General features: G+C 47.7%; 23 protein-coding genes. 22 read left to right on the top strand and 1 reads right to left on the bottom strand.

All coding sequences use genetic code 11. The features are described from left to right. Window positions 1-6: 6 nt before the first annotated feature. The 19 genes from HMPREF1039_RS03020 (at window position 7) to HMPREF1039_RS02930 (ending at window position 14,538) form a co-directional block, all read left to right on the top strand. Entirely contained in the window at window positions 7-723 is a 717-nt protein-coding gene (locus tag HMPREF1039_RS03020; RefSeq protein ID WP_007390945.1) for a pseudouridine synthase, read from the top strand. Between the two features lie 61 nt (window positions 724-784). Continuing rightward, window positions 785-1,846, top strand: a complete 1,062-nt coding sequence (locus HMPREF1039_RS03015; protein ID WP_007390954.1) for a M24 family metallopeptidase — start codon at window positions 785-787, stop codon at window positions 1,844-1,846. 14 nt (window positions 1,847-1,860) lie between these two features. After that, window positions 1,861-2,418, top strand: coding sequence for an elongation factor P (efp, locus tag HMPREF1039_RS03010; RefSeq protein WP_007390964.1), 558 nt, complete (start codon window positions 1,861-1,863; stop codon window positions 2,416-2,418). 75 nt (window positions 2,419-2,493) lie between these two features. Further along, window positions 2,494-2,883, top strand: a complete 390-nt coding sequence (locus HMPREF1039_RS03005) for an Asp23/Gls24 family envelope stress response protein (RefSeq protein ID WP_007390985.1) — start codon at window positions 2,494-2,496, stop codon at window positions 2,881-2,883. Further along, on the top strand, window positions 2,867-3,172 hold the full coding sequence (locus tag HMPREF1039_RS03000) for an Asp23/Gls24 family envelope stress response protein (RefSeq protein ID WP_007390913.1): 306 nt from the start codon (window positions 2,867-2,869) through the stop codon (window positions 3,170-3,172). Before HMPREF1039_RS03005 ends, HMPREF1039_RS03000 begins: the two co-directional genes overlap by 17 nt. 9 nt (window positions 3,173-3,181) lie before the next feature. Further along, window positions 3,182-3,607 carry a transcription antitermination factor NusB gene (gene nusB / locus HMPREF1039_RS02995; protein ID WP_007390961.1) on the top strand — a complete coding sequence of 142 codons (426 nt, stop codon included), beginning with the start codon at window positions 3,182-3,184 and terminating at the stop codon, window positions 3,605-3,607. Beyond that, window positions 3,604-4,551 (top strand): tRNA (adenosine(37)-N6)-threonylcarbamoyltransferase complex transferase subunit TsaD, encoded by a 948-nt coding sequence (locus HMPREF1039_RS02990; RefSeq protein WP_007390940.1) that lies wholly within the window; start codon window positions 3,604-3,606, stop codon window positions 4,549-4,551. The genes nusB and HMPREF1039_RS02990 overlap by 4 nt, the downstream gene beginning before the upstream one ends. Before the next feature lies 1 nt (window position 4,552). Further along, window positions 4,553-5,758 carry an exodeoxyribonuclease VII large subunit gene (gene xseA / locus HMPREF1039_RS02985; protein ID WP_007390979.1) on the top strand — a complete coding sequence of 402 codons (1,206 nt, stop codon included), beginning with the start codon at window positions 4,553-4,555 and terminating at the stop codon, window positions 5,756-5,758. Continuing rightward, a complete protein-coding gene (gene xseB / locus HMPREF1039_RS02980) occupies window positions 5,745-5,993 on the top strand; it encodes an exodeoxyribonuclease VII small subunit (protein WP_007390978.1) in 249 nt (82 codons plus the stop codon). Before xseA ends, xseB begins: the two co-directional genes overlap by 14 nt. Beyond that, window positions 5,980-6,867 carry a polyprenyl synthetase family protein gene (locus tag HMPREF1039_RS02975; protein WP_007390976.1) on the top strand — a complete coding sequence of 296 codons (888 nt, stop codon included), beginning with the start codon at window positions 5,980-5,982 and terminating at the stop codon, window positions 6,865-6,867. The genes xseB and HMPREF1039_RS02975 overlap by 14 nt, the downstream gene beginning before the upstream one ends. A gap of 16 nt (window positions 6,868-6,883) precedes the next feature. Beyond that, on the top strand, window positions 6,884-7,681 hold the full coding sequence (locus HMPREF1039_RS02970; RefSeq protein WP_007390984.1) for a TlyA family RNA methyltransferase: 798 nt from the start codon (window positions 6,884-6,886) through the stop codon (window positions 7,679-7,681). An 11-nt stretch (window positions 7,682-7,692) separates the two neighbouring features. After that, a complete protein-coding gene (locus tag HMPREF1039_RS02965) occupies window positions 7,693-8,565 on the top strand; it encodes an NAD(+)/NADH kinase (RefSeq protein ID WP_007390906.1) in 873 nt (290 codons plus the stop codon). A gap of 1 nt (window position 8,566) precedes the next feature. Beyond that, window positions 8,567-9,139 carry a class I SAM-dependent methyltransferase gene (locus HMPREF1039_RS02960; RefSeq protein ID WP_007390972.1) on the top strand — a complete coding sequence of 191 codons (573 nt, stop codon included), beginning with the start codon at window positions 8,567-8,569 and terminating at the stop codon, window positions 9,137-9,139. A gap of 39 nt (window positions 9,140-9,178) precedes the next feature. Continuing rightward, window positions 9,179-9,634, top strand: coding sequence for an arginine repressor (gene argR, locus HMPREF1039_RS02955; protein WP_007390926.1), 456 nt, complete (start codon window positions 9,179-9,181; stop codon window positions 9,632-9,634). Window positions 9,635-9,641: 7 nt separating this feature from the next. Then, window positions 9,642-11,348 carry a DNA repair protein RecN gene (recN, locus tag HMPREF1039_RS02950; RefSeq protein ID WP_007390950.1) on the top strand — a complete coding sequence of 569 codons (1,707 nt, stop codon included), beginning with the start codon at window positions 9,642-9,644 and terminating at the stop codon, window positions 11,346-11,348. A 66-nt stretch (window positions 11,349-11,414) separates the two neighbouring features. Beyond that, the gene (dapB, locus tag HMPREF1039_RS02945; RefSeq protein WP_007390917.1) at window positions 11,415-12,212 is read left to right on the top strand and encodes a 4-hydroxy-tetrahydrodipicolinate reductase; all 798 of its coding nucleotides are present in this window, start codon (window positions 11,415-11,417) and stop codon (window positions 12,210-12,212) included. A 21-nt stretch (window positions 12,213-12,233) separates the two neighbouring features. After that, window positions 12,234-13,268, top strand: a complete 1,035-nt coding sequence (locus HMPREF1039_RS02940; protein WP_007390944.1) for an aspartate-semialdehyde dehydrogenase — start codon at window positions 12,234-12,236, stop codon at window positions 13,266-13,268. 20 nt (window positions 13,269-13,288) lie between these two features. Next, entirely contained in the window at window positions 13,289-14,176 is an 888-nt protein-coding gene (dapA, locus tag HMPREF1039_RS02935; protein ID WP_007390918.1) for a 4-hydroxy-tetrahydrodipicolinate synthase, read from the top strand. 104 nt (window positions 14,177-14,280) lie between these two features. Beyond that, on the top strand, window positions 14,281-14,538 hold the full coding sequence (locus tag HMPREF1039_RS02930) for a heavy-metal-associated domain-containing protein (RefSeq protein ID WP_007390914.1): 258 nt from the start codon (window positions 14,281-14,283) through the stop codon (window positions 14,536-14,538). Between the two features lie 108 nt (window positions 14,539-14,646). Here the strand turns inward: HMPREF1039_RS02930 and HMPREF1039_RS02925 are convergent, their stop codons facing one another. After that, window positions 14,647-15,504 carry a LysR family transcriptional regulator gene (locus tag HMPREF1039_RS02925; protein WP_007390969.1) on the bottom strand — a complete coding sequence of 286 codons (858 nt, stop codon included), beginning with the start codon at window positions 15,502-15,504 and terminating at the stop codon, window positions 14,647-14,649. Window positions 15,505-15,649: 145 nt separating this feature from the next. On the opposite strand from HMPREF1039_RS02925, the gene HMPREF1039_RS02920 reads away from it, so the two are divergent. The 3 genes from HMPREF1039_RS02920 (at window position 15,650) to HMPREF1039_RS02910 (ending at window position 18,950) form a co-directional block, all read left to right on the top strand. Continuing rightward, window positions 15,650-16,903, top strand: a complete 1,254-nt coding sequence (locus tag HMPREF1039_RS02920; RefSeq protein ID WP_007390952.1) for a diaminopimelate decarboxylase family protein — start codon at window positions 15,650-15,652, stop codon at window positions 16,901-16,903. Between the two features lie 121 nt (window positions 16,904-17,024). Beyond that, window positions 17,025-17,540, top strand: a complete 516-nt coding sequence (locus HMPREF1039_RS02915; RefSeq protein WP_007390933.1) for a transcription repressor NadR — start codon at window positions 17,025-17,027, stop codon at window positions 17,538-17,540. A 93-nt stretch (window positions 17,541-17,633) separates the two neighbouring features. After that, window positions 17,634-18,950: an MFS transporter gene (locus HMPREF1039_RS02910; RefSeq protein ID WP_007390907.1), complete on the top strand. Its 1,317-nt coding sequence runs from the start codon at window positions 17,634-17,636 to the stop codon at window positions 18,948-18,950. The last annotated feature ends 165 nt before the right edge of the window (window positions 18,951-19,115 follow it).

Raw genomic sequence — 19,115 nt, 5'->3', positions numbered from 1 at the left:
TAAGCGATGGCAAAGAGATTGCGATTGGATAAGTGGCTCAGTCACAGCGGGCAGGGAAGCCGTAAAGAGGTGCGGGATCTGTGCCGGCAAGGAAGGGTACTGGTGAACGGGGAGATATGTCGGGACGGTGCGCAGCTTGTGGAAACGGGCGTCGATAGGGTACAGGTTGATAGACAACCTGTGTGTTATGAAGAGTTTTATTATATTATGTTGCATAAGCCGCGCGGCGTGATTTCAGCAACAACCGATGCGGTCTGTCGCACAGTATTGGATTTTTTGCCGCCGTCATGTCGTACCGGCGGGGTGTTTCCGGTAGGGCGATTGGACAAAGATACGACGGGTCTGTTGTTGTTAACGAATGACGGCGTGTGGGCGCATCGGATTTTGTCGCCGAAAAAACATTGCCATAAGGTCTATGAAGCGACCGTGTCCGGCAATATTCCCGAAGATTTGACAGTACGTTTTGCATCACGGATTGTATTAGCCGACGGCACAGTTTGTTTGCCGGCACGAGCGCTTCACACTGACGGGCAAACCGTGGAAATTACCGTGTACGAAGGGCGGTATCATCAAGTGAAACGCATGTGTGCCGCAGTCGGTTTACAAGTGCTTTCTCTACATCGTCGCAAGATAGGGGCGTTAGGTTTGGATCCGGCACTTTCTCCGGGACAGTGGCGAAAGTTGACGGAAGTTGAAAGAGAGTTGCCTTTTGTGAATAAATAAGCTGTTCAAATGGCCGTCGATATGGTAAGATAAGATGTAAAATATAAATTAGGAGATGCGCATGATACAAGAAAGAGTGAAGAATTTACGAGCATATATGGCTACGCAACATGCCGACGGTGTCGTTATTCTACAGCCGGAAAACTTGCGCTATTTCAGCGATTTTACCGGTGGCGAAGGAGCGTTGGTAGTGACGCATGCCACGGCGGAATTGTGGACCGATGCACGGTATACGGAGCAAGCTGCATTGCAATCCGGAACGGTGTATGCGGTTAAAAATCATGAAGGAAAATTGGCGGCCGCTATAAGCGGGTCTTTGGCGGCGGCCGGACAGGTGTTGTATGAACAACAAGTGTTGACCCATTACATGTATGAAGCGTTGGCGGCACGATCGCAGGGGCGATTTGTCGGCGTAGATTTGACCCCGTTGCGGGCGGTTAAAACGTCTGCGGAAATTGCGGCTACTCGTAAAGCGTGTGCTATAGCCGATGCGGCGTTTGCCAAGGTATTGCCGCGATTGCATCCCGGCATGACGGAACGGGAGGCGGCGGCGCAACTGGAATGTGAAATGCTTTTGGCCGGTTCGGAAGAGAAGTCGTTTACGACGATTGTCGCTTCCGGTAAACGTTCCGCCATGCCTCACGGTACGGCGACGGATAAACCCTTGGAAACGGGGGATTTTATTACGTTTGATTTTGGCGCCGTTTGGAACGGCTATCATTCGGATATGACACGGACGATTGTGTTGGGACACGCTTCGCAAGAGCAGAAAGAGTTTTATCGGTTAGTCCGGGAAAGTCAACAATTAGGCCTTTCGCTTATCAAACCCGGAATGAATTGTCGGGAAGCGGATGCCGAGGTGCGAGCGTTTTTGACCGAACGGGGCATGGGGAAGTATTTTACTCATTCCTTGGGACATGGAACGGGACTGGAAATTCATGAAGCCCCGATTTTGTCGCCGCGTTCTACGGCGACGTTACGGAAGAATATGATAGTCACGGTTGAACCGGGATTATACATAGAAGGCAAATATGGTGTCCGTATAGAGGATTCCCTTGCCGTTACAGCTACTGGCTGTGAAGTATTAACACAGACATCTAAAGAGTTGATGGAGCTGTTTTAGGAGGAATTTTAACGATGATTACAAGTAATGATTTCAGACCGGGAGTAACAATTGAAATTGACGGTCAAGTATGGCAGGTTGTCGAATTTCAGCATGTAAAGCCGGGAAAGGGTGCCGCGTTTGTCCGTGCGAAAATTAAAAATTTGGAAACCGGGGCTGTCGTGGAACGCACATGGAATGCCGGAGAAAAAGTACAGGACGGACATGTGGATCGTCGTCAAATGCAATATTTGTATGAAAATGACGGCATGTACTGTTTTATGGATAATGAAACATACGAACAGATTGAATTGAATCGGGATAATCTGGGGGATGCCGCGAATTTCCTGAAAGAAGAGATGACAGTTTCGGTGATGATGTTTAAGGGCAAGGTAATCGGCATTGATTTGCCGGCCGCCGTAGAATTAAAGGTTATTGAAACGGATCCCGGCGTACGCGGTGATACGGCAACGGGCGGCAGTAAACCGGCGAAGTTGGAAACCGGATATGTTGTCAAAGTGCCTCTCTTTATTAATGAAGGCGAAGTCCTGCAGATTGATACGAGAACGGGGCAATATATCGGCAGAGCGTAATACATTATAAAGGAGCGATTTTTTAAAAGCGATGAGAATATCATCGCTTTTTGTGAATTTTACGGAGGACGCAGGATGGAAACGACGGAAACGACGATATTCGGGGATATTCATATTTCACAGCGCGTGATTTCTCTGTTGGCGGCCGGCGCGGCGCGGCGTATTCCGAATGTTGCGGATTTGGAAGCGACGTTGACCGAAACGGCGGCACGAAAAATGGGGCGTACGCAGCATTCATACGGGGTGGAAACGGCAATATCCGGACAGGACATAGAAATTACGGTGCGTATTGTCGTGGTTTACGGTTGTCGTATTCCCGATGTGGCATTGGCGGTTCAGAAAGCAGTGAAAGAAACGGTGGAACAAATGACCGGTTGTCAGGTAACGGCAGTACATATTGCCGTACAAGCGGTGGTGTTTTCTTCGGTCGGTATAGGCGGTGCGGAACATGGATCGGAACAATGAGCGGTTTTCGTATGTCGTTCGTTCCGCTGCCGTTGCCGATGTCGTACAAGCGGCGGTAAAGACCGTGTCGTATGTTGCGCTGTGCGACACGCGGCGGGTGCGGGTACGGCAACGGGAAAATGAGGCGGTGGTAACGATTCGTATTGCTGTACAGCAGGGAAAATCGGTGCGGACCGCAGCGTTACAGGTGCAACAGGCGGTCGTGCGGGCGTTGCAGTCTTTACCGACAGCGACGCGATGGACGGTACAGGTAAAGGTGGAAGATTTGTTTCCCGAAGCGGCAGGATAGGAGGTACAGGTGAGTAGACACAGAGAACGCCAAGAGGCGTTGGAAATATTGTATTCGCGAGAATTTCATGCACCCGATGATATACAATATGCGGAGCAGGAAATATTTGATCATACTGCGGCGGAGGCACGTGCCTTAACGCCGGAACGACGCGCGTATTGTATGTACTTAGTGCAAACTGTAGGAGCGCGGAAAGAAGAATTGGATCGGATTATCGGTTCTTTGGCGAAAGACTGGGATATACAGCGGCTGAATTATACGGAAAAGAATATTATGAGGCTGGCTTTATGTGAAATGAAGTATCCGAAAGAACCGGTGCCGACGGCCGTGGTTTTAAATGAAGCGGTGTTGTTGGCAAAAGAATATTGCAGCAGTGAGGCGGCTCGTTTTGTCAATGGCGTGTTAGGAACTTATAGCAGGATGAAGGAAGAATGAAAGCTTTTTTGGGAATCGATACCAGTTGTTACACCACGTCGCTTTGTGTGGTGGATGAAAAATTTCAAATTTTAGCGGATGCCCGTAAAATATTAAAGGTACCTTCCGGAGAACGCGGGCTGTCACAAGCGAATATGATTTATCAACATACGCGCAATTTGCCGGAATTGTTTGAACGGCTGCAACCTATTTTTCAGCAATATGAGTTGGCCGGTGTGGGCGTGACGGGACAACCGCGACGAAGACCGGAATCGTATATGCCGGCATTTTTGCCGGGATTGGGATATGCCCGTTCTATTGCCGCTATGTTGGGCATACGCGTATATATCATCAGCCATCAGGAAAATCATATGTTGGCGGTGTTGCGTGCTGTGGGAAATATTGCCACCGCTCCTTTTTTTGCGCTGCATGTATCGGGAGGAACAACGGAATTGTTGCATGTCCGTCCGGATGCACAAGGGTTGGAAATTACTTGTATCGGCGGGACGAGCGATTTAAGTGCCGGGCAATTTATTGATCGGGTCGGCGTGGCGTTGCAATTACCGTTTCCGGCAGGCGTGCATGTGGAACGGTTGGCGGCTGCCGAAGCTTCGACAGTCGTCGGGGCGCCGGTTTTTTGCAAGGACGGCTATATCAGTTTTTCCGGTCCCGAATCACAGGTTCAACGGGATATTCAGGCGAAGAAAAGGACGCCTTCCGGATGTTGTTCGCATACGTTGGCAACCGTATGGCGAGGATTGGAACAGTTGTTGGACACGGCTGCGGCGCAACATATGACACAATTGGTGGCGGCCGGCGGGGTGATGGCCAACGGGTATTTACGTCGGCAAATGGCAAAGTATTGTCAGGAACGGCAGGTGCGGTTGCTGTTGGCACCTCCGGGATACAGTACGGATAATGGCGCCGGCGCCGCTTTTTGGGCGGCATGGCGGGAAAGGAGCTGACATGGAAAGTATATCCGTTACGGACGTTGTAAAACGACTGAAACAAAAGGTGGAAGGCGATAATCAGTTGCAACATATAGTGATGGAAGGTAACATTATCGGCTTAAAACGTGCTTCTACCGGGCATTATTATATGAATTTGCATGATGCGTACAGTTCGATTCATGCCGTGTTCTTTAGAGGTCGAGCGGGACAGGCGATGGCGCACGTACGGGAAGGCGATAAAGTAATCGTTGTCGGCTCTTTAAATGTATATGAAAAAGGCGGCTCCGTATCTTTTCTGATTGAACGGCTGTATTCTCAGGGGATGGGGAGTTTGCAAGTACAATTGGCGGAGCAAAAGAAACGGCTGGCGGCGGCCGGGTATTTCGATGCGGCTCATAAACAGCCGTTGCCGCGATTTCCTTGGCATATCGGTGTGTTGACCTCGCATACGGGAGCGGTTTTGCACGATATTCGGAAAATTGCGTCGGAACGAAATCCGTATATAACCGTTCACTTGTATCCGATTCCGGTGCAGGGAGAGAGTGCGGTTCCGGAGATCGCGGCGGCTTTGCGCAAGGCCGGTGCAAATCGTACATTGGATGTGTTGATTTTGGCGCGCGGCGGCGGTTCGATGGAAGATTTGTGGTGTTTTAATCATTCGGAGGTGGTACGGGCTATTTATGAGGCTGCCGTGCCGGTTATTACGGCTATCGGACATGAAACGGACACCACGTTGGCGGATTATGCGGCGGATGTGCGGGCGGCAACGCCGACACATGCGGCGGAATTGGCCTTTCCTTCTTTTGCGGATTTGCAGTTATTACTGACACAATTAACCGAAACGGCAATACAAAGGATGCAAGAACGACAAGAGCGATACAGACACAGCCTGCGGCAAGCGATAGCGGCGATTCGACCGGACCGGTACCGGGAGTATTTAACGCTGCGGCGACAACAGGCGATATCCCGCATAGCCTTGGCGCAGCGGCAGTGGCATGTATGTCAAATGCGAAAGCGGGGAGACCTGCAAACGTTGGCGGCACGATTGGCGGGGCTGAATCCTGAGAATTTGGGACGTCGGGGATATGGTCAGGTTTTCAAAGACGGACAACCTATCGCCTCCGTACAGTCGGTGCAAACGGGGGAAACGTTACAGATACAAGTATTGGACGGTATTGTGGAAACGGTAGTTAAGGGAGTGAAACCATATGGCAAAAGGTAGTGAACAGCTAAAAAATTTTGAAGCGAATTTTTCCAAGCTGGAAACGTTGGTAAATGAATTGGAAGCCACGGATTTGACGTTAAAAGAGTCGTTGGATATCTATGAAAAGGCCATGAAAGTGTCCAATGCATGTGTACAGGCGTTGGATTATGCGCAACAACGGGCGACGGAATTGGCAAATACCCGGCCTGTTTTGACGGAACGTGTGCGGGAGTCGGACGATGAATCCGTGTGAAGCCTATTTGGCAGCCAAGAAAACGGTGATAGAAGCACACTTACAGCAATTGCTTCCCGTTACGGAACCGGCGTTTGCTCCATTATATAAAGCGATGAATTACAGTTTATTGGCCGGCGGTAAACGGATTCGGCCGATTTTATTTTTGGCCGCGTTGGAAGCGTTGGGAAAAGAGTCGTCTGTATATATGGATGTGGCCTGCGCCTTGGAATGTGTGCATTCGTATTCTTTGATTCATGATGATTTGCCGGCTATGGACAATGACGATTTGCGAAGGGGTAAACCGACGAATCACCGGGTTTTCGGGGAAGGAATGGCGATTTTAGCCGGTGACGGTTTGTTGACGTTCGCCTTTGAGCTGTTGGCGCGACAACGGGTAGCGGATGCGGAAAAAATCGGCGCATGTATCCGTGTATTGGCACATGCCGCAGGTCCGGCCGGCATGGTGGGCGGACAAGCGTATGACTTATTGTCGGAAGGACATGGGGATATCGGTACGGAAGGACTGAAGTTGATGCATCGGGGAAAAACGGGGGTTATTTTTGAAGCCGTTATGTCCATGGCCGGGATTTTGGCGGCGGCGCCCGCAGCTGTACGACAAGTGTTGCAGGTGTATGCGGAGCAACTCGGGCTGACGTTTCAAATTACCGATGATATTTTGGATGCCTGCGGTACGGAAGCGGAATTGGGAAAACCCGTAGGCAGCGATGTTAAAAATAATAAGGCAACCTATGTTACCCTATTTTCATTGGACAAAGCGAAGCAATTAGCGCAAGAATCGGCACAACAGGCAGTGGCGGCAGTAGCGCCGTTAGGAGCGTCGGCCCGGTTTTTACGGGATTTGCCGGAGTATCTTTTAGTGCGTGTGAAGTGAGAAGATGAGGTAAGGCATGCAAAGTAAAGAAAGATTGGATATATTGCTGACCGAACGGGGCATGGCGGAAAGTCGGGAAAAGGCCAAAGCCGCGATTATGGCAGGCCTGGTTTTTGTGGAGAATCGACGAGTGGATAAGGCCGGTACGAAATTTTCCGAAGATGTGCGGATTACGGTAAAAGGCAATGCCGTTCCGTATGTCGGGCGGGGCGGCTTAAAATTGGCAAAGGCTATTTCTTATTTTTCCCTTGACCTGACGGGAAAATGTATGATTGATATCGGCGCTTCAACAGGCGGCTTTACGGATTGTGCGTTACAGAACGGCGCACGTAAAGTGTTTGCCGTTGATGTCGGGTATGGGCAATTGGCATGGAAATTACGTACGGATCCGCGCGTTGTGAATTTGGAACGGACCAACATTCGGTATATAGACCCGTCTATGATTGGGGAAGCGGCGGATTTTATTTCGATTGATGTTTCGTTTATTTCTTTATTGAAAATCATGCCTGCCGTTGTGCCGTTGTTGCGTACCGACGGTACCATGGTTACGCTGGTTAAACCGCAGTTTGAAGCGGGACGTGAATATGTCGGCAAGGGCGGTATTGTACGGGATCGCGCGATTCATTATCAGGTGTTGCGGCGGATAATTGCCGGGTTTGAGGCATGTCGGGTGTATCCGATCGGCTTGACGTTTTCGCCCATTAAGGGCGCGGACGGCAATATCGAGTATTTATTATACAGTACACGCATACCGTCAACGCCCGTTTCTATAGAGCGGCTTACGGCGGTAGTGAATGAATCGCATGAAATGTAGGTGAGAGAAGAATGCGTATTGGAATTTTTCCCAATGTAACGAAACGAGAATGTGCACCGTGGGTACAAAAACTTATGGCCGGTTGTCGGCGACATGGGGTGGAAGCGTTATTGCCGGCGTATGTGGCGGAAAGTGAACAGACTATATACCGGGAAATTGCCGCCGTTCATTATCAACCTTTTTCCGAACTTATGAATACGATAGATTTTGCGTTTGTATTGGGCGGTGACGGGACGATTTTAAAATTTGCCCGTTCTTTTGCTTTGGCTAAGGTGCCGGTGTGTGCCGTTAATTTCGGTTCCCTGGGATTTTTGATGGAAGTAGAGCCGGAAGAAATGGAAACGCGGTTGGAGGCAATTTTGCAGGGGTTATATTTCTTGGAAGAACGTACATTATTGCACTCCGAATTATGTTGTGCCGACGGTTCGGTGCAAGAATTGCCGACGGCGTTGAACGAAATTGTTGTAGCGCACGGTAATGTGGGGAAAATGATTCGCTTGGATATGAGTATTAACGGGTATTTTGTGCAACAATATCCGGGAGACGGGATGATCGTATCTACTGCTACGGGGAGCACGGGATATAATTTTTCCGGCGGCGGGCCGATTGTGGCGCCGCAAGTGAAATGTTTGATGGTGTCCCCTATTTGTCCGCATTTATTATTGAAAATGCCGTTAGTACTGGGGGAAGATGCGGTAATTACGTTCAGTGCCGCCCACAGTCGGAATGCCGTACGGATTTCCATAGACGGCATGCGAGATCAAGAATTGCCTCGTTCCGTTACCTTGCGGGTGAAACGGTCGCCGTATACTTTACAGATGATCCGCTTTGATGAAAATTATTTTTACACTAATTTATTTACGAAAATGACAGGAAGGAAGTAATATGAGCTATACGTTACATAATGCCGTATCATTATGTCATTTATTACTTGAATCCTATGTTGCCGACGCTTCGATTGTGGTTGATATGACGTGCGGAAATGGGCATGATACGCTGTTTTTGCGGGAGCGTTTGGCGCCGCGGGCAACATTGTATGCGTTTGATATTCAGGAACCGGCGGTGCAGGCCACGAAAAAACGGCTGCAACAAGCCGGAAAATGGGATGAACAGGTTATTTTGCGGCAGGGATCGCATGAAAAATTAATACATATGATAGACGCGGAGATCGATATTTGTGTATTCAATTTAGGCTATTTACCGGCAGGAAATCATAATATTCATACAGAATTTGCAATTACTTTAAAAGCATTGAAAATTTGCTTGCATAAACTTTCTAAAAAAGGTATGATCATAATGGCGGCATATCCCGGTACACGTGCCGGGGCGGAAGAGGCCATGGGGGTGGCCGAGTTTTTACAGCAATTACCGCAGGAACAATACCATGTATCGTTGTGGCAACCGTTAAATCAAATACATGAACCGCCTATTTTATATATTGTACAACGAAGAAGTTAATTGCTTGAAACGTAGGACATAAAAAGGAGAGGCTGTATTATGAAAAGATTCAGATATTCAAAAATAAAGGAAATTGTGCAATCAAGACCGATTGAAACGCAGGAAGAATTGGCGAAAGCTTTGCAGGAAGAAGGCATTGAAGTAACGCAGGCTACCGTATCTCGGGATATTAAAGAATTAATGTTAATTAAAGTTCCCACCAGTGACGGGCATTATCGGTATGCGCTGTCGCCGGAACAAAATTTATTAATGTCCAAGAACCGTATGGTACGCTTGTTTCAAGATTCGATTATCCGGGTGGATGCGGCCGTGAATCAGATCGTTATTCACACCTTGCCCGGTTCGGCCAATCCTGTAGCCGCGGCGATTGATCATGCGCGATGGGAAAATGTAATCGGTACGCTGGCAGGAGATGATACCATTTTGATTATTACGAATGGGGAAGATGCGGTACCTCAGTTGGTAAAACTTATTTTGTCTTTAATGAAAGAATGAGGTATATATGTTGCAGTCCCTTCATATTCGGCACTTTGCGTTAATTGAAGAATTGCATATTCACTTTGGCGACGGGTTGACGATTTTTACCGGGGAAACAGGTGCGGGGAAATCGATTCTGCTCGATGCCATGGGCATGTTGGCAGGAAAGCGCGCTTCAGCATCCTTCGTGCGACAAGGCACGGAGTCGTTTGTTGTTGAAGGCGCCTTCTTTTTTTCTAATGAAAATGAAGTTCTTCAACAAGTATTGGCGGCTAATCATATAGAGGCGGAAGATGGGCAGCTCGTGATTTCACGACAATTCCGTCGAAACGGCCGCGGCACGACTTTGATTAACGGAACGTTGGTGCCGTTAACGACAGTAAAACAAATCGGTGAACAATTACTGGATATTCACGGGCAATATGATAATCGCTTAATTTTTGATGCCGCGTATCATGTGGAAATATTGGATTCTTTAACGCCGGCATTGACAGAAGCGCGTCGCGCCTATGACCTGGCGTATAAAACATGGGCACGAATTGTTAAAGAAATAAAGACATTGCAAAAAGAGGAAAGTGAAAAGGCCCGTCTGTTGAGCGTGTTGGAGTTTCAAATTAAAGAAATTGAAGCGGCGCAATTGCGCGAAGGCGAGGACGACGAGCTGGAACATCATATTAAGACGGCCGCCCATAGTGAACATATTAAAAATAATATACAAGATATGTTGTTTGCGTTTGAGGGCGGGGAACGGCAAAAAGGACTGTTGGAACAGTTGGAAACGGTGCAACGGGTATTGCTTAAAACCGCCTCGTATGACCCTTCTTTTCAAGAAATGGCGACGCGTTTGGAAGCCTTGATCTATGAAGTGGCGGATGTGCATGACAGCCTTGTTTCGTATGCCGAGGCTTTCGATTTTGATGAGCGGGCGTTGGACAGGATGCAGTCGCGGTTGGCGGTTATTGAAAAATTAAAACGAAAATACGGGTTTTCCATTCCCCATATATTGGCGTTTTTAGCGCGCTCGCAAAAGGAATACGAACGGCTGGAGGAATCGGAAAGCGTTTTGGCGGCGTTGCAAAAGAAGGAGCGGGAGGCGGCGCAGACGGCGAAGGAAAAAGCCGCCGGCTTGCAGGTATTACGACTGCAAGCCGCAAAAGACTTTCAACAACAAATGACCGCGACGTTGAAGGAATTGGGTATGGCGCGCAGCCGTATTGCTTTTCATATAGAACCGATGCGGGAGATTACGCCTTTGGGAGCGGCAACGGTAGCGTTATATTTTTCGGCCAATGCCGGGGAAGCTATGATGCCGCTGGTTAAAATTGCTTCGGGCGGTGAAATATCCCGTATTGCCTTGGCCTTAAAATCGGTAAGCGGTTGCACGCAGGCGGAAAAAACAATGATTTTTGATGAAATTGATGTCGGTATCAGCGGTCAAACCGGGGTGCAAGTGGCGAAGCATATTCGCAAATTATGTCAAGACGGACAGATTTTTTGTATTACTCATTTACCGCAGACGGCGGCGGCGGCAGATAAGCATTATTTTATTTATAAACAGGAAATAGAGGGACGAACCGTTTCGCAAGTGAAAGCATTGACGGCAGAGGAACATGTACAGGAAATCGCGCGGATGTTCGGTGGCGATGATATACGCGAAGCCGGATTGACCGCCGCCAGGGGATTAATTGCCAAAAGTAAACAAAGTGACTGTGAAACCGTTGGCGGTTCTTGACGTAAACCTTGTAATAGGTATATAGTATTCTTACATTTTAATAAACTGTAGCAGGGAGGACGGATCATGATTCGGGTAGTCGTAAACGGAGCGGACGGACGCATGGGCAGTGAAGTCGTAAAGGCGGTTACGGCCGATGCGGAATTGGCGTTGGTCGGCGGCGTCAGTTTGACGCATGTCGGCGAAGATATAGGGGTGGCGGCAGGCATGCAGGCGTTGGGAATTTCTATGGGAAATAACTTGGCTGCAGTGTTGGACACTTGTCATCCGGAGGTGGCGGTGGATTTCACCACTCCCGATGCTATTTATGAAAACGCTGAAATTTGCTTAACCAAAGGAGTGCATATGGTTGTAGGCACTACCGGCTTGACGGCGGTGCAACGAGAACGATTGGGAAAATTGGCGGCGGCAAATGGTGTCGGGTTATTTATTGCTCCGAATTTTTCCATCGGTGCCGTGTTGATGATGCGGTTTGCCGCTGAAGCGGCACCGTATTTGCCGAACGTGGAAATTATTGAGTTGCATCACAACAATAAATTGGATGCTCCTTCAGGTACTGCCATTCTTACGGCGGAACGCGTGGCGGCGGCCCGTAAACAGGCGGGCGCGGCGGCGGCTCCGGCTCATACGCAAGAAAGTTTGCGCGGCGCCCGCGGTGCGACAGTGGAAGACATTCCCGTTCACAGCGTACGCTTGCCGGGATATGTGGCCCATCAACAAGTGTTATTCGGCGGGCAGGGAGAATTACTGACTTTGCGCCATGATTCACTGGATCGTAAGTCGTTTATGCCCGGCGTTCTATTAGCGATCAAGAAGGTAAGCGGGCATACGGGATTGACCTTCGGACTGGAGCGTTATTTATAACCAATGAGAGGAAGTCGGCACATGAAAAAGAAACCTGTAGTAGCAATTTTAGGCGCCACCGGTGCAGTGGGGCAAGAATTTATTCGGTTAATTGAAGAGCGGAAATTTCCGTACAGCGCATTAAAATTACTGGCGTCCGCTCGTTCCGTAGGAAAAAAAATGGCGGTAAACGGTGTCGAATATGCTGTAGAAGAAGCTACGGCGGCATCGTTTGCAGGCGTTGATATAGGCTTGTTTGCCGGCGGTTCGATCAGCAAAGTGTTGGCTCCCGAAGCGGTGCAACGCGGTTGTGTGGTAATTGATAATTCCAGCGCGTTTCGCATGGATCCGCAGGTTCCCTTGGTTGTGCCGGAAGTGAATGCGGCGGATATTGCGCTGCACAAAGGAATTATTGCCAATCCCAATTGCTCGACCATTATTATGCTGATGGCATTAAAACCCATTTATGACCTGTCTCCTATTACCAAGATTGTAGTCAGTACGTATCAAGCCGTTTCCGGCGCGGGAAAAGAAGCTATTGAAGAATTGCGGGAAGAAGTGTCGGCATATATGCGGGGCGAACCGATGATGCCCAAGATTTTACCGACGAAAAGTTTACCCGTTCATTATCCGATTGCATTTAATCTGATTCCGCATATTGATGTATTTTTAGATAATGCGTATTCTAAAGAAGAAATGAAAATGGTACATGAAACCCACAAAATTTTGCATGATCACACGATTGCCGTTTCTCCTACAACCGTGCGGGTACCTGTATTTCGAAGTCATGCCGAAGCGATTTATGCGGAAACGGCGACGGCGTTGAACGTAGAAGACATACGCAATGCTATACAACAATTTCCGGGGGTACAAGTGCAGGACGATCTTGAACATATGCAGTATCCCATGCCTTTATATACGTCTGAAAAGTATGACTGTTATGTAGGTCGTATTCGGAAGGATTTATTTAATCCCAAAGCGGTGAATTTATGGGTGTCGGGAGATCAAATTCGCAAAGGCGCCGCCTTAAATGCACTGCAAATTGCAGAATATATGCTGGCTCATAATATGCTGTAAAAATAAAGGAGTGAGGGTGTATGGTACAATTGGGGAATGTTATTACAGCGATGATTACTCCCTTTTATGAAGACGGCAGTGTTGATTATGAAGGGGCCGTACAGTTGGCGCAAGATTTGTGTCAAAACGGTTCGGACAGTGTGTTGCTTGCCGGAACTACGGGAGAAGGCGCGACCATGACCGAAGAAGAAAAGTTGACATTGTTTCGGGCGGTCCGTACGGCTTTGCCGCCGCATAAACGGGTTATAGCGAATGTGGGCAGTAATAATACGGCGCAGACTGTCGCTTTTGCCCAAGCAGCGGAAAAAACGGGCGTCGATGCGCTTTTAGTGATTACTCCCTATTACAACAAGCCCAATCAAGCCGGATGTTATGCCCATTTTGCGGCAGTAGCCAAAGCGGTGACCGCACCGGTTATATTGTATAATGTTCCCGGACGGACAGGCGGCAAGTTGGAAGCCGCTACGGTTGTTCGGTTGGCGCGGGCATTCAAAAACATTGTCGGTATTAAAGAAGCCGGCGGTGATTTATCGGCAGTGACCGTAATGGCAAGAGATACGGATGAGCATTTTTCGGTATATAGCGGTGAAGATAATTTAACCTTGCCGATATTGGCCGTCGGCGGTTGCGGCGTGATCAGCGTTGCTTCGCATTTGATCGGACGGGAACTGCAAACCATGATAGAAGCTTATAAGGCCGGAGATGTACAAAAAGCATGTGCGTTGCATCAGACGTATTTACCGGTATTAAACGGCGTATTCTGTACTGTCAATCCGATTCCCGTAAAGACGTGCTGTCAAATACTGGGACGCCCTTCGGGTCCCTTCCGGTTGCCGTTGGTGGAAGCTTCGGTGGAAGAAAAACAATTTTTAACACGCTTGTTGCAACAATTTCATATTATCAAATAAGGGTGTTCCGCAAGGCGTAAAGTGCGGAAATTTCGTCTTGTGTTTACGCGACCGGACGAATATAATGAAAGAGACGGAAAAACAAAAAGAATGGGGGGATTCGCATGGGGTTTTTGAGCGGATTATTCGGCAGTAAGGCGGAAGGAACAAAAAAGCACATTTGTATAACCGGCATGACCTGCGAAAACTGTGTGAAACATGTAGAAACGGCCTTGAAAGGGGTAGAGGGCGTAAAACAGGTTCGCGTGAACCTGTCGTCCGGGCAAGCCCAAGTGGTAGTGGCGGCACAGGTTACGAATGAAGCGCTGACGCAGGCCGTCAGTGAGGCAGGCTATACGGTAACGCGAATTTCCGACGACTGATGCCGGAAAAATAACGGGTATAGACCGGCAGCAGTATACCAACCGGTTTGTTGTATCGACATAAAGGTGAAAGCCTTTGTGTCGATTTTTTTATGTTTTTAGTTCGGTTTATTCCCATAAAATGCGGGTCAGCGTATCGGGAACGGTAGAGGGGCTGCGCGTAATATAATAGCTGTCCACTTTGGGGGCGGCAAAATCCAGCAGCGGAATGACTCGCAGTTTTTTACAAGCGACAGTATCTTCAATCAGACTTTGCGGTAAAAAAGTATAGCCGAAACCGGCAGCCACATAGTGCGGCAATTTGGTGCTGTTATCTATTTCCAGGGGAAAACGGTGATGTTTGGGAAAAAGATCGCGAATATAGAGCCCGATACCTTGTAGGGCGAAGTTGCAAAACAGATAGTCTATGTGTTGTAATTCGTTTTTACGGATTCCCTGTGCATAGGTCGTTCTGTTGTAGGCGCAGACCAAGACTAACGTATCTGTACGATAGGGAAGGGAAATGTAGCCGTCGCGCAGTAAGGGATTGAATGAAAATACGGCATCGAAGACATGGTCTTGTAATTGTGCCAACATATCCGGCGTATGGCCGATGGTAATGTGCAGGGAGGCGTGCGAGGCGGTTTGTAAATAGACATGGAGTCGTTTTTGCAAATGGCATTCATAAATGGTATTGGTAGTGCCGATATGGATTGGGTGCGTGTCATGCGGCGAAATATGTACATCTTGTAAGGCGGCGGTTTCAATACGAATCAGTTGTTGGGCATAGGGTAAAAATTTTTCGCCTGCCGAGGTTAATTCTACTTGTTTGCGATTTCTGGTAAAGAGTAATACGCCCAATTCTTTTTCCAAGTCGCGAATGCGATTGGTGACGGTAGATTGCGCAATATAAAGTTGACGGGCGGTTTTGGTAAAGTTTTTTATTTGGGACAAAGCAATAAAGGTGCGAAGTGTCGATGTATCCATACTATCCTCATTGTAATTATAAAAACGAATCGGTTGAATTGAAATAATCTATTTTACAAATAATATAGCCTTATTATATAATAAAAAATATATAGAAACAATACATGACAATGTCGTTTATGGGTTATAGTATAGGGGGATGAAAATGAATTCCAAAACCGTACCTTTTACAAAGGAACAGATACAACACATTATAGCTGACTATCCTACGCCGTTTCATATTTACGATGAACAGGCGATGATTGATAATGTACGTCAATTTTTACGGGCATTTTCATGGGCGCCGTCTTTTAAGGAATATTTTGCCGTGAAAGCGACTCCGAATCCGTATATTATGAAGTTGTTAAAGGCGGAAGGGGTAGGCGCGGATTGCAGTTCGATGGCGGAATTGATGCTTTGCGAAAAAGTGGGAATTACCGGCCGTGATATTGTTTTTTCATCTAACGATACACCGTATGCGGAATATCAAAAAGCCTTGGCAATGGGGGCGCTGATTAATTTAGATGATATTTCCATGATTGCGTATTTAGAACAACATGCCTCCTTGCCGGACCGGATTTGCGCACGCTATAATCCGGGACCGCTGTTGCAGGAAGGAAACGCGATTATCGGGAAACCGGAAGAAGCGAAGTACGGCATGACACGGGAACAGATTTTTGAAGCTTTTCGTATTTTACAGGCAAAAGGCGTACGCCATTTCGGGTTACATACGATGGTTGTATCCAATGAATTGGCTGTACAAGGATTAATTCATACGGCCAAGATGATGTTTGAATTGGCGGCGGATGTGCAGAAGCATATGGGGATTACTGTCGAATTTATTGATTTCGGCGGCGGTATCGGCTTGCCGTACAGACCGGAAGAATCATTTGTTTCCTATGACGAATTGAGTCAAGGGATACGGCAACACTTTGAAACGATTATGAAACCGCACGGGTTAGGGCAGGTGCAATTGGCATTTGAATGCGGTCGCGCCATTACCGGGCCTTATGGCTATTTAGTGACGACAGCTATTCACCACAAACATATTTGGAAGGAATATATCGGGGTGGATGCGTGCATGGCCAATCTTATGCGTCCCGGTATGTACGGGGCGTATCATCATATTTCCGTTATGGGAAAAGAACATCTTCCGAAAGATCATATTTATGACATTTCGGGATCACTTTGTGAAAATTGTGATAAATTTGCGGTGGACAGGGCCTTGCCGGAGATTGAAGACGGTGATATTTTAGTTATTCATGATACCGGCGCTCATGGCCATTCTATGGGATTTAACTATAATGGCAAGTTGCGTTCGGCAGAATTATTGTTACAAAAAGACGGCAAGGTAAGGCAAATTCGCCGTGCCGAAACGTTGGAAGACTTATTTGCCACCTTGGATTTTTCGGCATTATAAAGAATAAAAAACATGTTTTACGGGCCCTCGGAGCGGCGCGGAAAAACATGTTTTTTTATTTGCATTCGGAGACGTTTGAGGATCGGGGGATACATGTTATAATGAAAATAAGGAGGCGGTTATGGATAATGCAGCACGACGTAACGAAATTATCAACATTTTAAGTCGCTCACAAAAGCCTGTGAACGGCACGGTTTTATCGCAACGATGCGCAGTCAGCCGTCAGATTATTGTGGGGGATATTGCCATTTTGCGAGCGGAAGGTACGGAGATTATTTCCACGCCGCGCGGATATCAACTTTTAAAGGTGGAAGAAAAAGGCAGGCGGAAGATTTTCGTGTGTCGCCATGGAATGGATCAAATGCGGGCAGAATTGGAAGCGATTATTGATAATGGCGGCATTGTGGAAAATGTCGTGGTTGAACATGAAGTATACGGCACGTTGGAGGCGAAATTGAATTTGCGATCACGGCGGGATTTACAGCATTATTTGTCGTTAATGCTTGAGTCCGGAGCGGAAATGCTTTGCTGTCTTAGCGGCGGCGTTCATACTCATGCCGTGAGGGCCGATACGGAAGAGGAGCTGGAAGTGATTCGGCAGGCCTTGGAAGAATTAAAAATTTTATATCACGGATAGACGGCGCATAAAGAAAGGACTTGCGTTTTTTGAGATAGAAGAGTATATTATGTATAGACAGCTGTCATGACAATGGAAAGAGAGGATCTATACATGATTTTACGTCGTTTAGAAGAATTACCGGTCAGCAGTTTTCATTATAAACTGTTGGGGGTGGCCGGGTTAGGCTGGATGTTCGACTCGTTTGATACGGGGTTGATTGCTTTTGTCCTGCCCGTATTGGCCAAAGAGTGGCATTTAGCTCCGCCGCAAATGGGATTAATCGGCAGTATCGGTTTAGCCGGCATGGCGTTGGGTGCGGTAGTTTCCGGAACGATGGCCGACCGTTGGGGACGAAAAAATGTGTTTTCTTTTACGATTCTTTTGTATTCGTTGGCTACCGGACTTTGCGCGTGGGCGCCTACTTACCACAGTTTGCTGCTTTGCCGATTTTTAGTCGGTTTCGGTTTGGGCGGGGAATTGCCTGTGGCCGTAACTTTAGTGTCGGAATATGCGCCGGCACGGGTACGCGGGCGCTTCATTGTCTTATTGGAAAGTTTTTGGGCGGTAGGTTGGATTGGAGCGGCGTGTATTGCGTATTTATTTATTCCGCATTACGGCTGGCGACTTACTTTTCTGATCGGGGCGATCCCGGCACTGTATATTTTTATTATTCGGTTACATATGCCGGAATCGGTGCGGTACTTGCTCAGCAAGGGAAAACGAGAAGCGGCGGAACAAATTGTATCGACCTTGGAAACTGCATTGCATGTAGAAAGAACGACAGGTATGACGGATGCGGAAGCGGATGTTCCGGAAGTTAAGCAAAGTTTTCGGACGTTATGGAGCCCTTCTTATCGCGTGCGGACTATTTTGTTGTGGCTTGTTTGGTTCGGAATTATTTTTAGTTATTATGGTATTTTTATGTGGCTACCGTCGTTTGTGTTTAAACAAGGATTTGCCGTTATTAAGACCTTCGAATATGTACTGATGATGACGCTGGCGCAATTGCCGGGGTATTTCAGCGCGGCGTATTTGGTGGAACGGTGGGGACGTAAATATACGTTAGCCATATATTTATTGGGAAGCGGCATTGCCGGTTATTTCTTCGGTCATGCCGGCAGTGTAGCGGCGTTGATCAGTGCCGGCGCCATTATGTCTTTCTTTAATTTGGGAGCATGGGGTGTATTGTATACGTATACACCGGAACAATATCCGACGGCAATTCGGGCGATGGGTAGCGGTTGGGCTGCCGGATTCGGCCGTATCGGCGGTATTGTGGCGCCGATATTGGTAGGATATTTATTAAGTGAATCTGTCGGTATGAATGGCGTGTTTTATTTGTTTGCCGCTGTTTTTTGTATTATTGCGGCGCTCATCCTTCTTTTAGGAAGAGAAAGTAAAAAGAAAGCGTTGGAAGATTTGGCATGAAGTATAGCCGGATGGTTGTAAGAAGAAAATCTTTATTTTAGACACTCGTATACATAGAGGCATAAGAAGTGCGGGATTTTTCCGTCACTTCTTATGCCGCTTTTATTTTTCGGAAAAGACGACACGGCGGTAAAATAAATTCGGTCTTGACAGGAAATAAGATAT

It is taken from the genome of Megasphaera lornae (assembly GCF_000214495.1).
GTDB lineage: Bacteria > Bacillota > Negativicutes > Veillonellales > Megasphaeraceae > Megasphaera > Megasphaera lornae.
This window is presented reverse-complemented; position numbering and strand designations above follow the sequence as displayed.

Excerpts from the sequence above, each read along its gene's own strand:
- HMPREF1039_RS03020 (WP_007390945.1), top strand. The coding sequence starts at position 7 with ATGGCAAAGAGATTGCGATTGGATAAGTGGCTCAGTCACAGCGGGCAG.
- HMPREF1039_RS03015 (WP_007390954.1), top strand. The coding sequence starts at position 785 with ATGATACAAGAAAGAGTGAAGAATTTACGAGCATATATGGCTACGCAA.
- efp (WP_007390964.1), top strand. The coding sequence starts at position 1,861 with ATGATTACAAGTAATGATTTCAGACCGGGAGTAACAATTGAAATTGAC.
- HMPREF1039_RS03005 (WP_007390985.1), top strand. The coding sequence starts at position 2,494 with ATGGAAACGACGGAAACGACGATATTCGGGGATATTCATATTTCACAG.
- HMPREF1039_RS03000 (WP_007390913.1), top strand. The coding sequence starts at position 2,867 with ATGGATCGGAACAATGAGCGGTTTTCGTATGTCGTTCGTTCCGCTGCC.
- HMPREF1039_RS02990 (WP_007390940.1), top strand. The coding sequence starts at position 3,604 with ATGAAAGCTTTTTTGGGAATCGATACCAGTTGTTACACCACGTCGCTT.
- xseA (WP_007390979.1), top strand. The coding sequence starts at position 4,553 with ATGGAAAGTATATCCGTTACGGACGTTGTAAAACGACTGAAACAAAAG.
- xseB (WP_007390978.1), top strand. The coding sequence starts at position 5,745 with ATGGCAAAAGGTAGTGAACAGCTAAAAAATTTTGAAGCGAATTTTTCC.
- HMPREF1039_RS02975 (WP_007390976.1), top strand. The coding sequence starts at position 5,980 with ATGAATCCGTGTGAAGCCTATTTGGCAGCCAAGAAAACGGTGATAGAA.
- HMPREF1039_RS02970 (WP_007390984.1), top strand. The coding sequence starts at position 6,884 with ATGCAAAGTAAAGAAAGATTGGATATATTGCTGACCGAACGGGGCATG.
- HMPREF1039_RS02965 (WP_007390906.1), top strand. The coding sequence starts at position 7,693 with ATGCGTATTGGAATTTTTCCCAATGTAACGAAACGAGAATGTGCACCG.
- HMPREF1039_RS02960 (WP_007390972.1), top strand. The coding sequence starts at position 8,567 with ATGAGCTATACGTTACATAATGCCGTATCATTATGTCATTTATTACTT.
- argR (WP_007390926.1), top strand. The coding sequence starts at position 9,179 with ATGAAAAGATTCAGATATTCAAAAATAAAGGAAATTGTGCAATCAAGA.
- recN (WP_007390950.1), top strand. The coding sequence starts at position 9,642 with ATGTTGCAGTCCCTTCATATTCGGCACTTTGCGTTAATTGAAGAATTG.
- dapB (WP_007390917.1), top strand. The coding sequence starts at position 11,415 with ATGATTCGGGTAGTCGTAAACGGAGCGGACGGACGCATGGGCAGTGAA.
- HMPREF1039_RS02940 (WP_007390944.1), top strand. The coding sequence starts at position 12,234 with ATGAAAAAGAAACCTGTAGTAGCAATTTTAGGCGCCACCGGTGCAGTG.
- dapA (WP_007390918.1), top strand. The coding sequence starts at position 13,289 with ATGGTACAATTGGGGAATGTTATTACAGCGATGATTACTCCCTTTTAT.
- HMPREF1039_RS02930 (WP_007390914.1), top strand. The coding sequence starts at position 14,281 with ATGGGGTTTTTGAGCGGATTATTCGGCAGTAAGGCGGAAGGAACAAAA.
- HMPREF1039_RS02925 (WP_007390969.1), bottom strand. The coding sequence starts at position 15,504 with ATGGATACATCGACACTTCGCACCTTTATTGCTTTGTCCCAAATAAAA.
- HMPREF1039_RS02920 (WP_007390952.1), top strand. The coding sequence starts at position 15,650 with ATGAATTCCAAAACCGTACCTTTTACAAAGGAACAGATACAACACATT.
- HMPREF1039_RS02915 (WP_007390933.1), top strand. The coding sequence starts at position 17,025 with ATGGATAATGCAGCACGACGTAACGAAATTATCAACATTTTAAGTCGC.
- HMPREF1039_RS02910 (WP_007390907.1), top strand. The coding sequence starts at position 17,634 with ATGATTTTACGTCGTTTAGAAGAATTACCGGTCAGCAGTTTTCATTAT.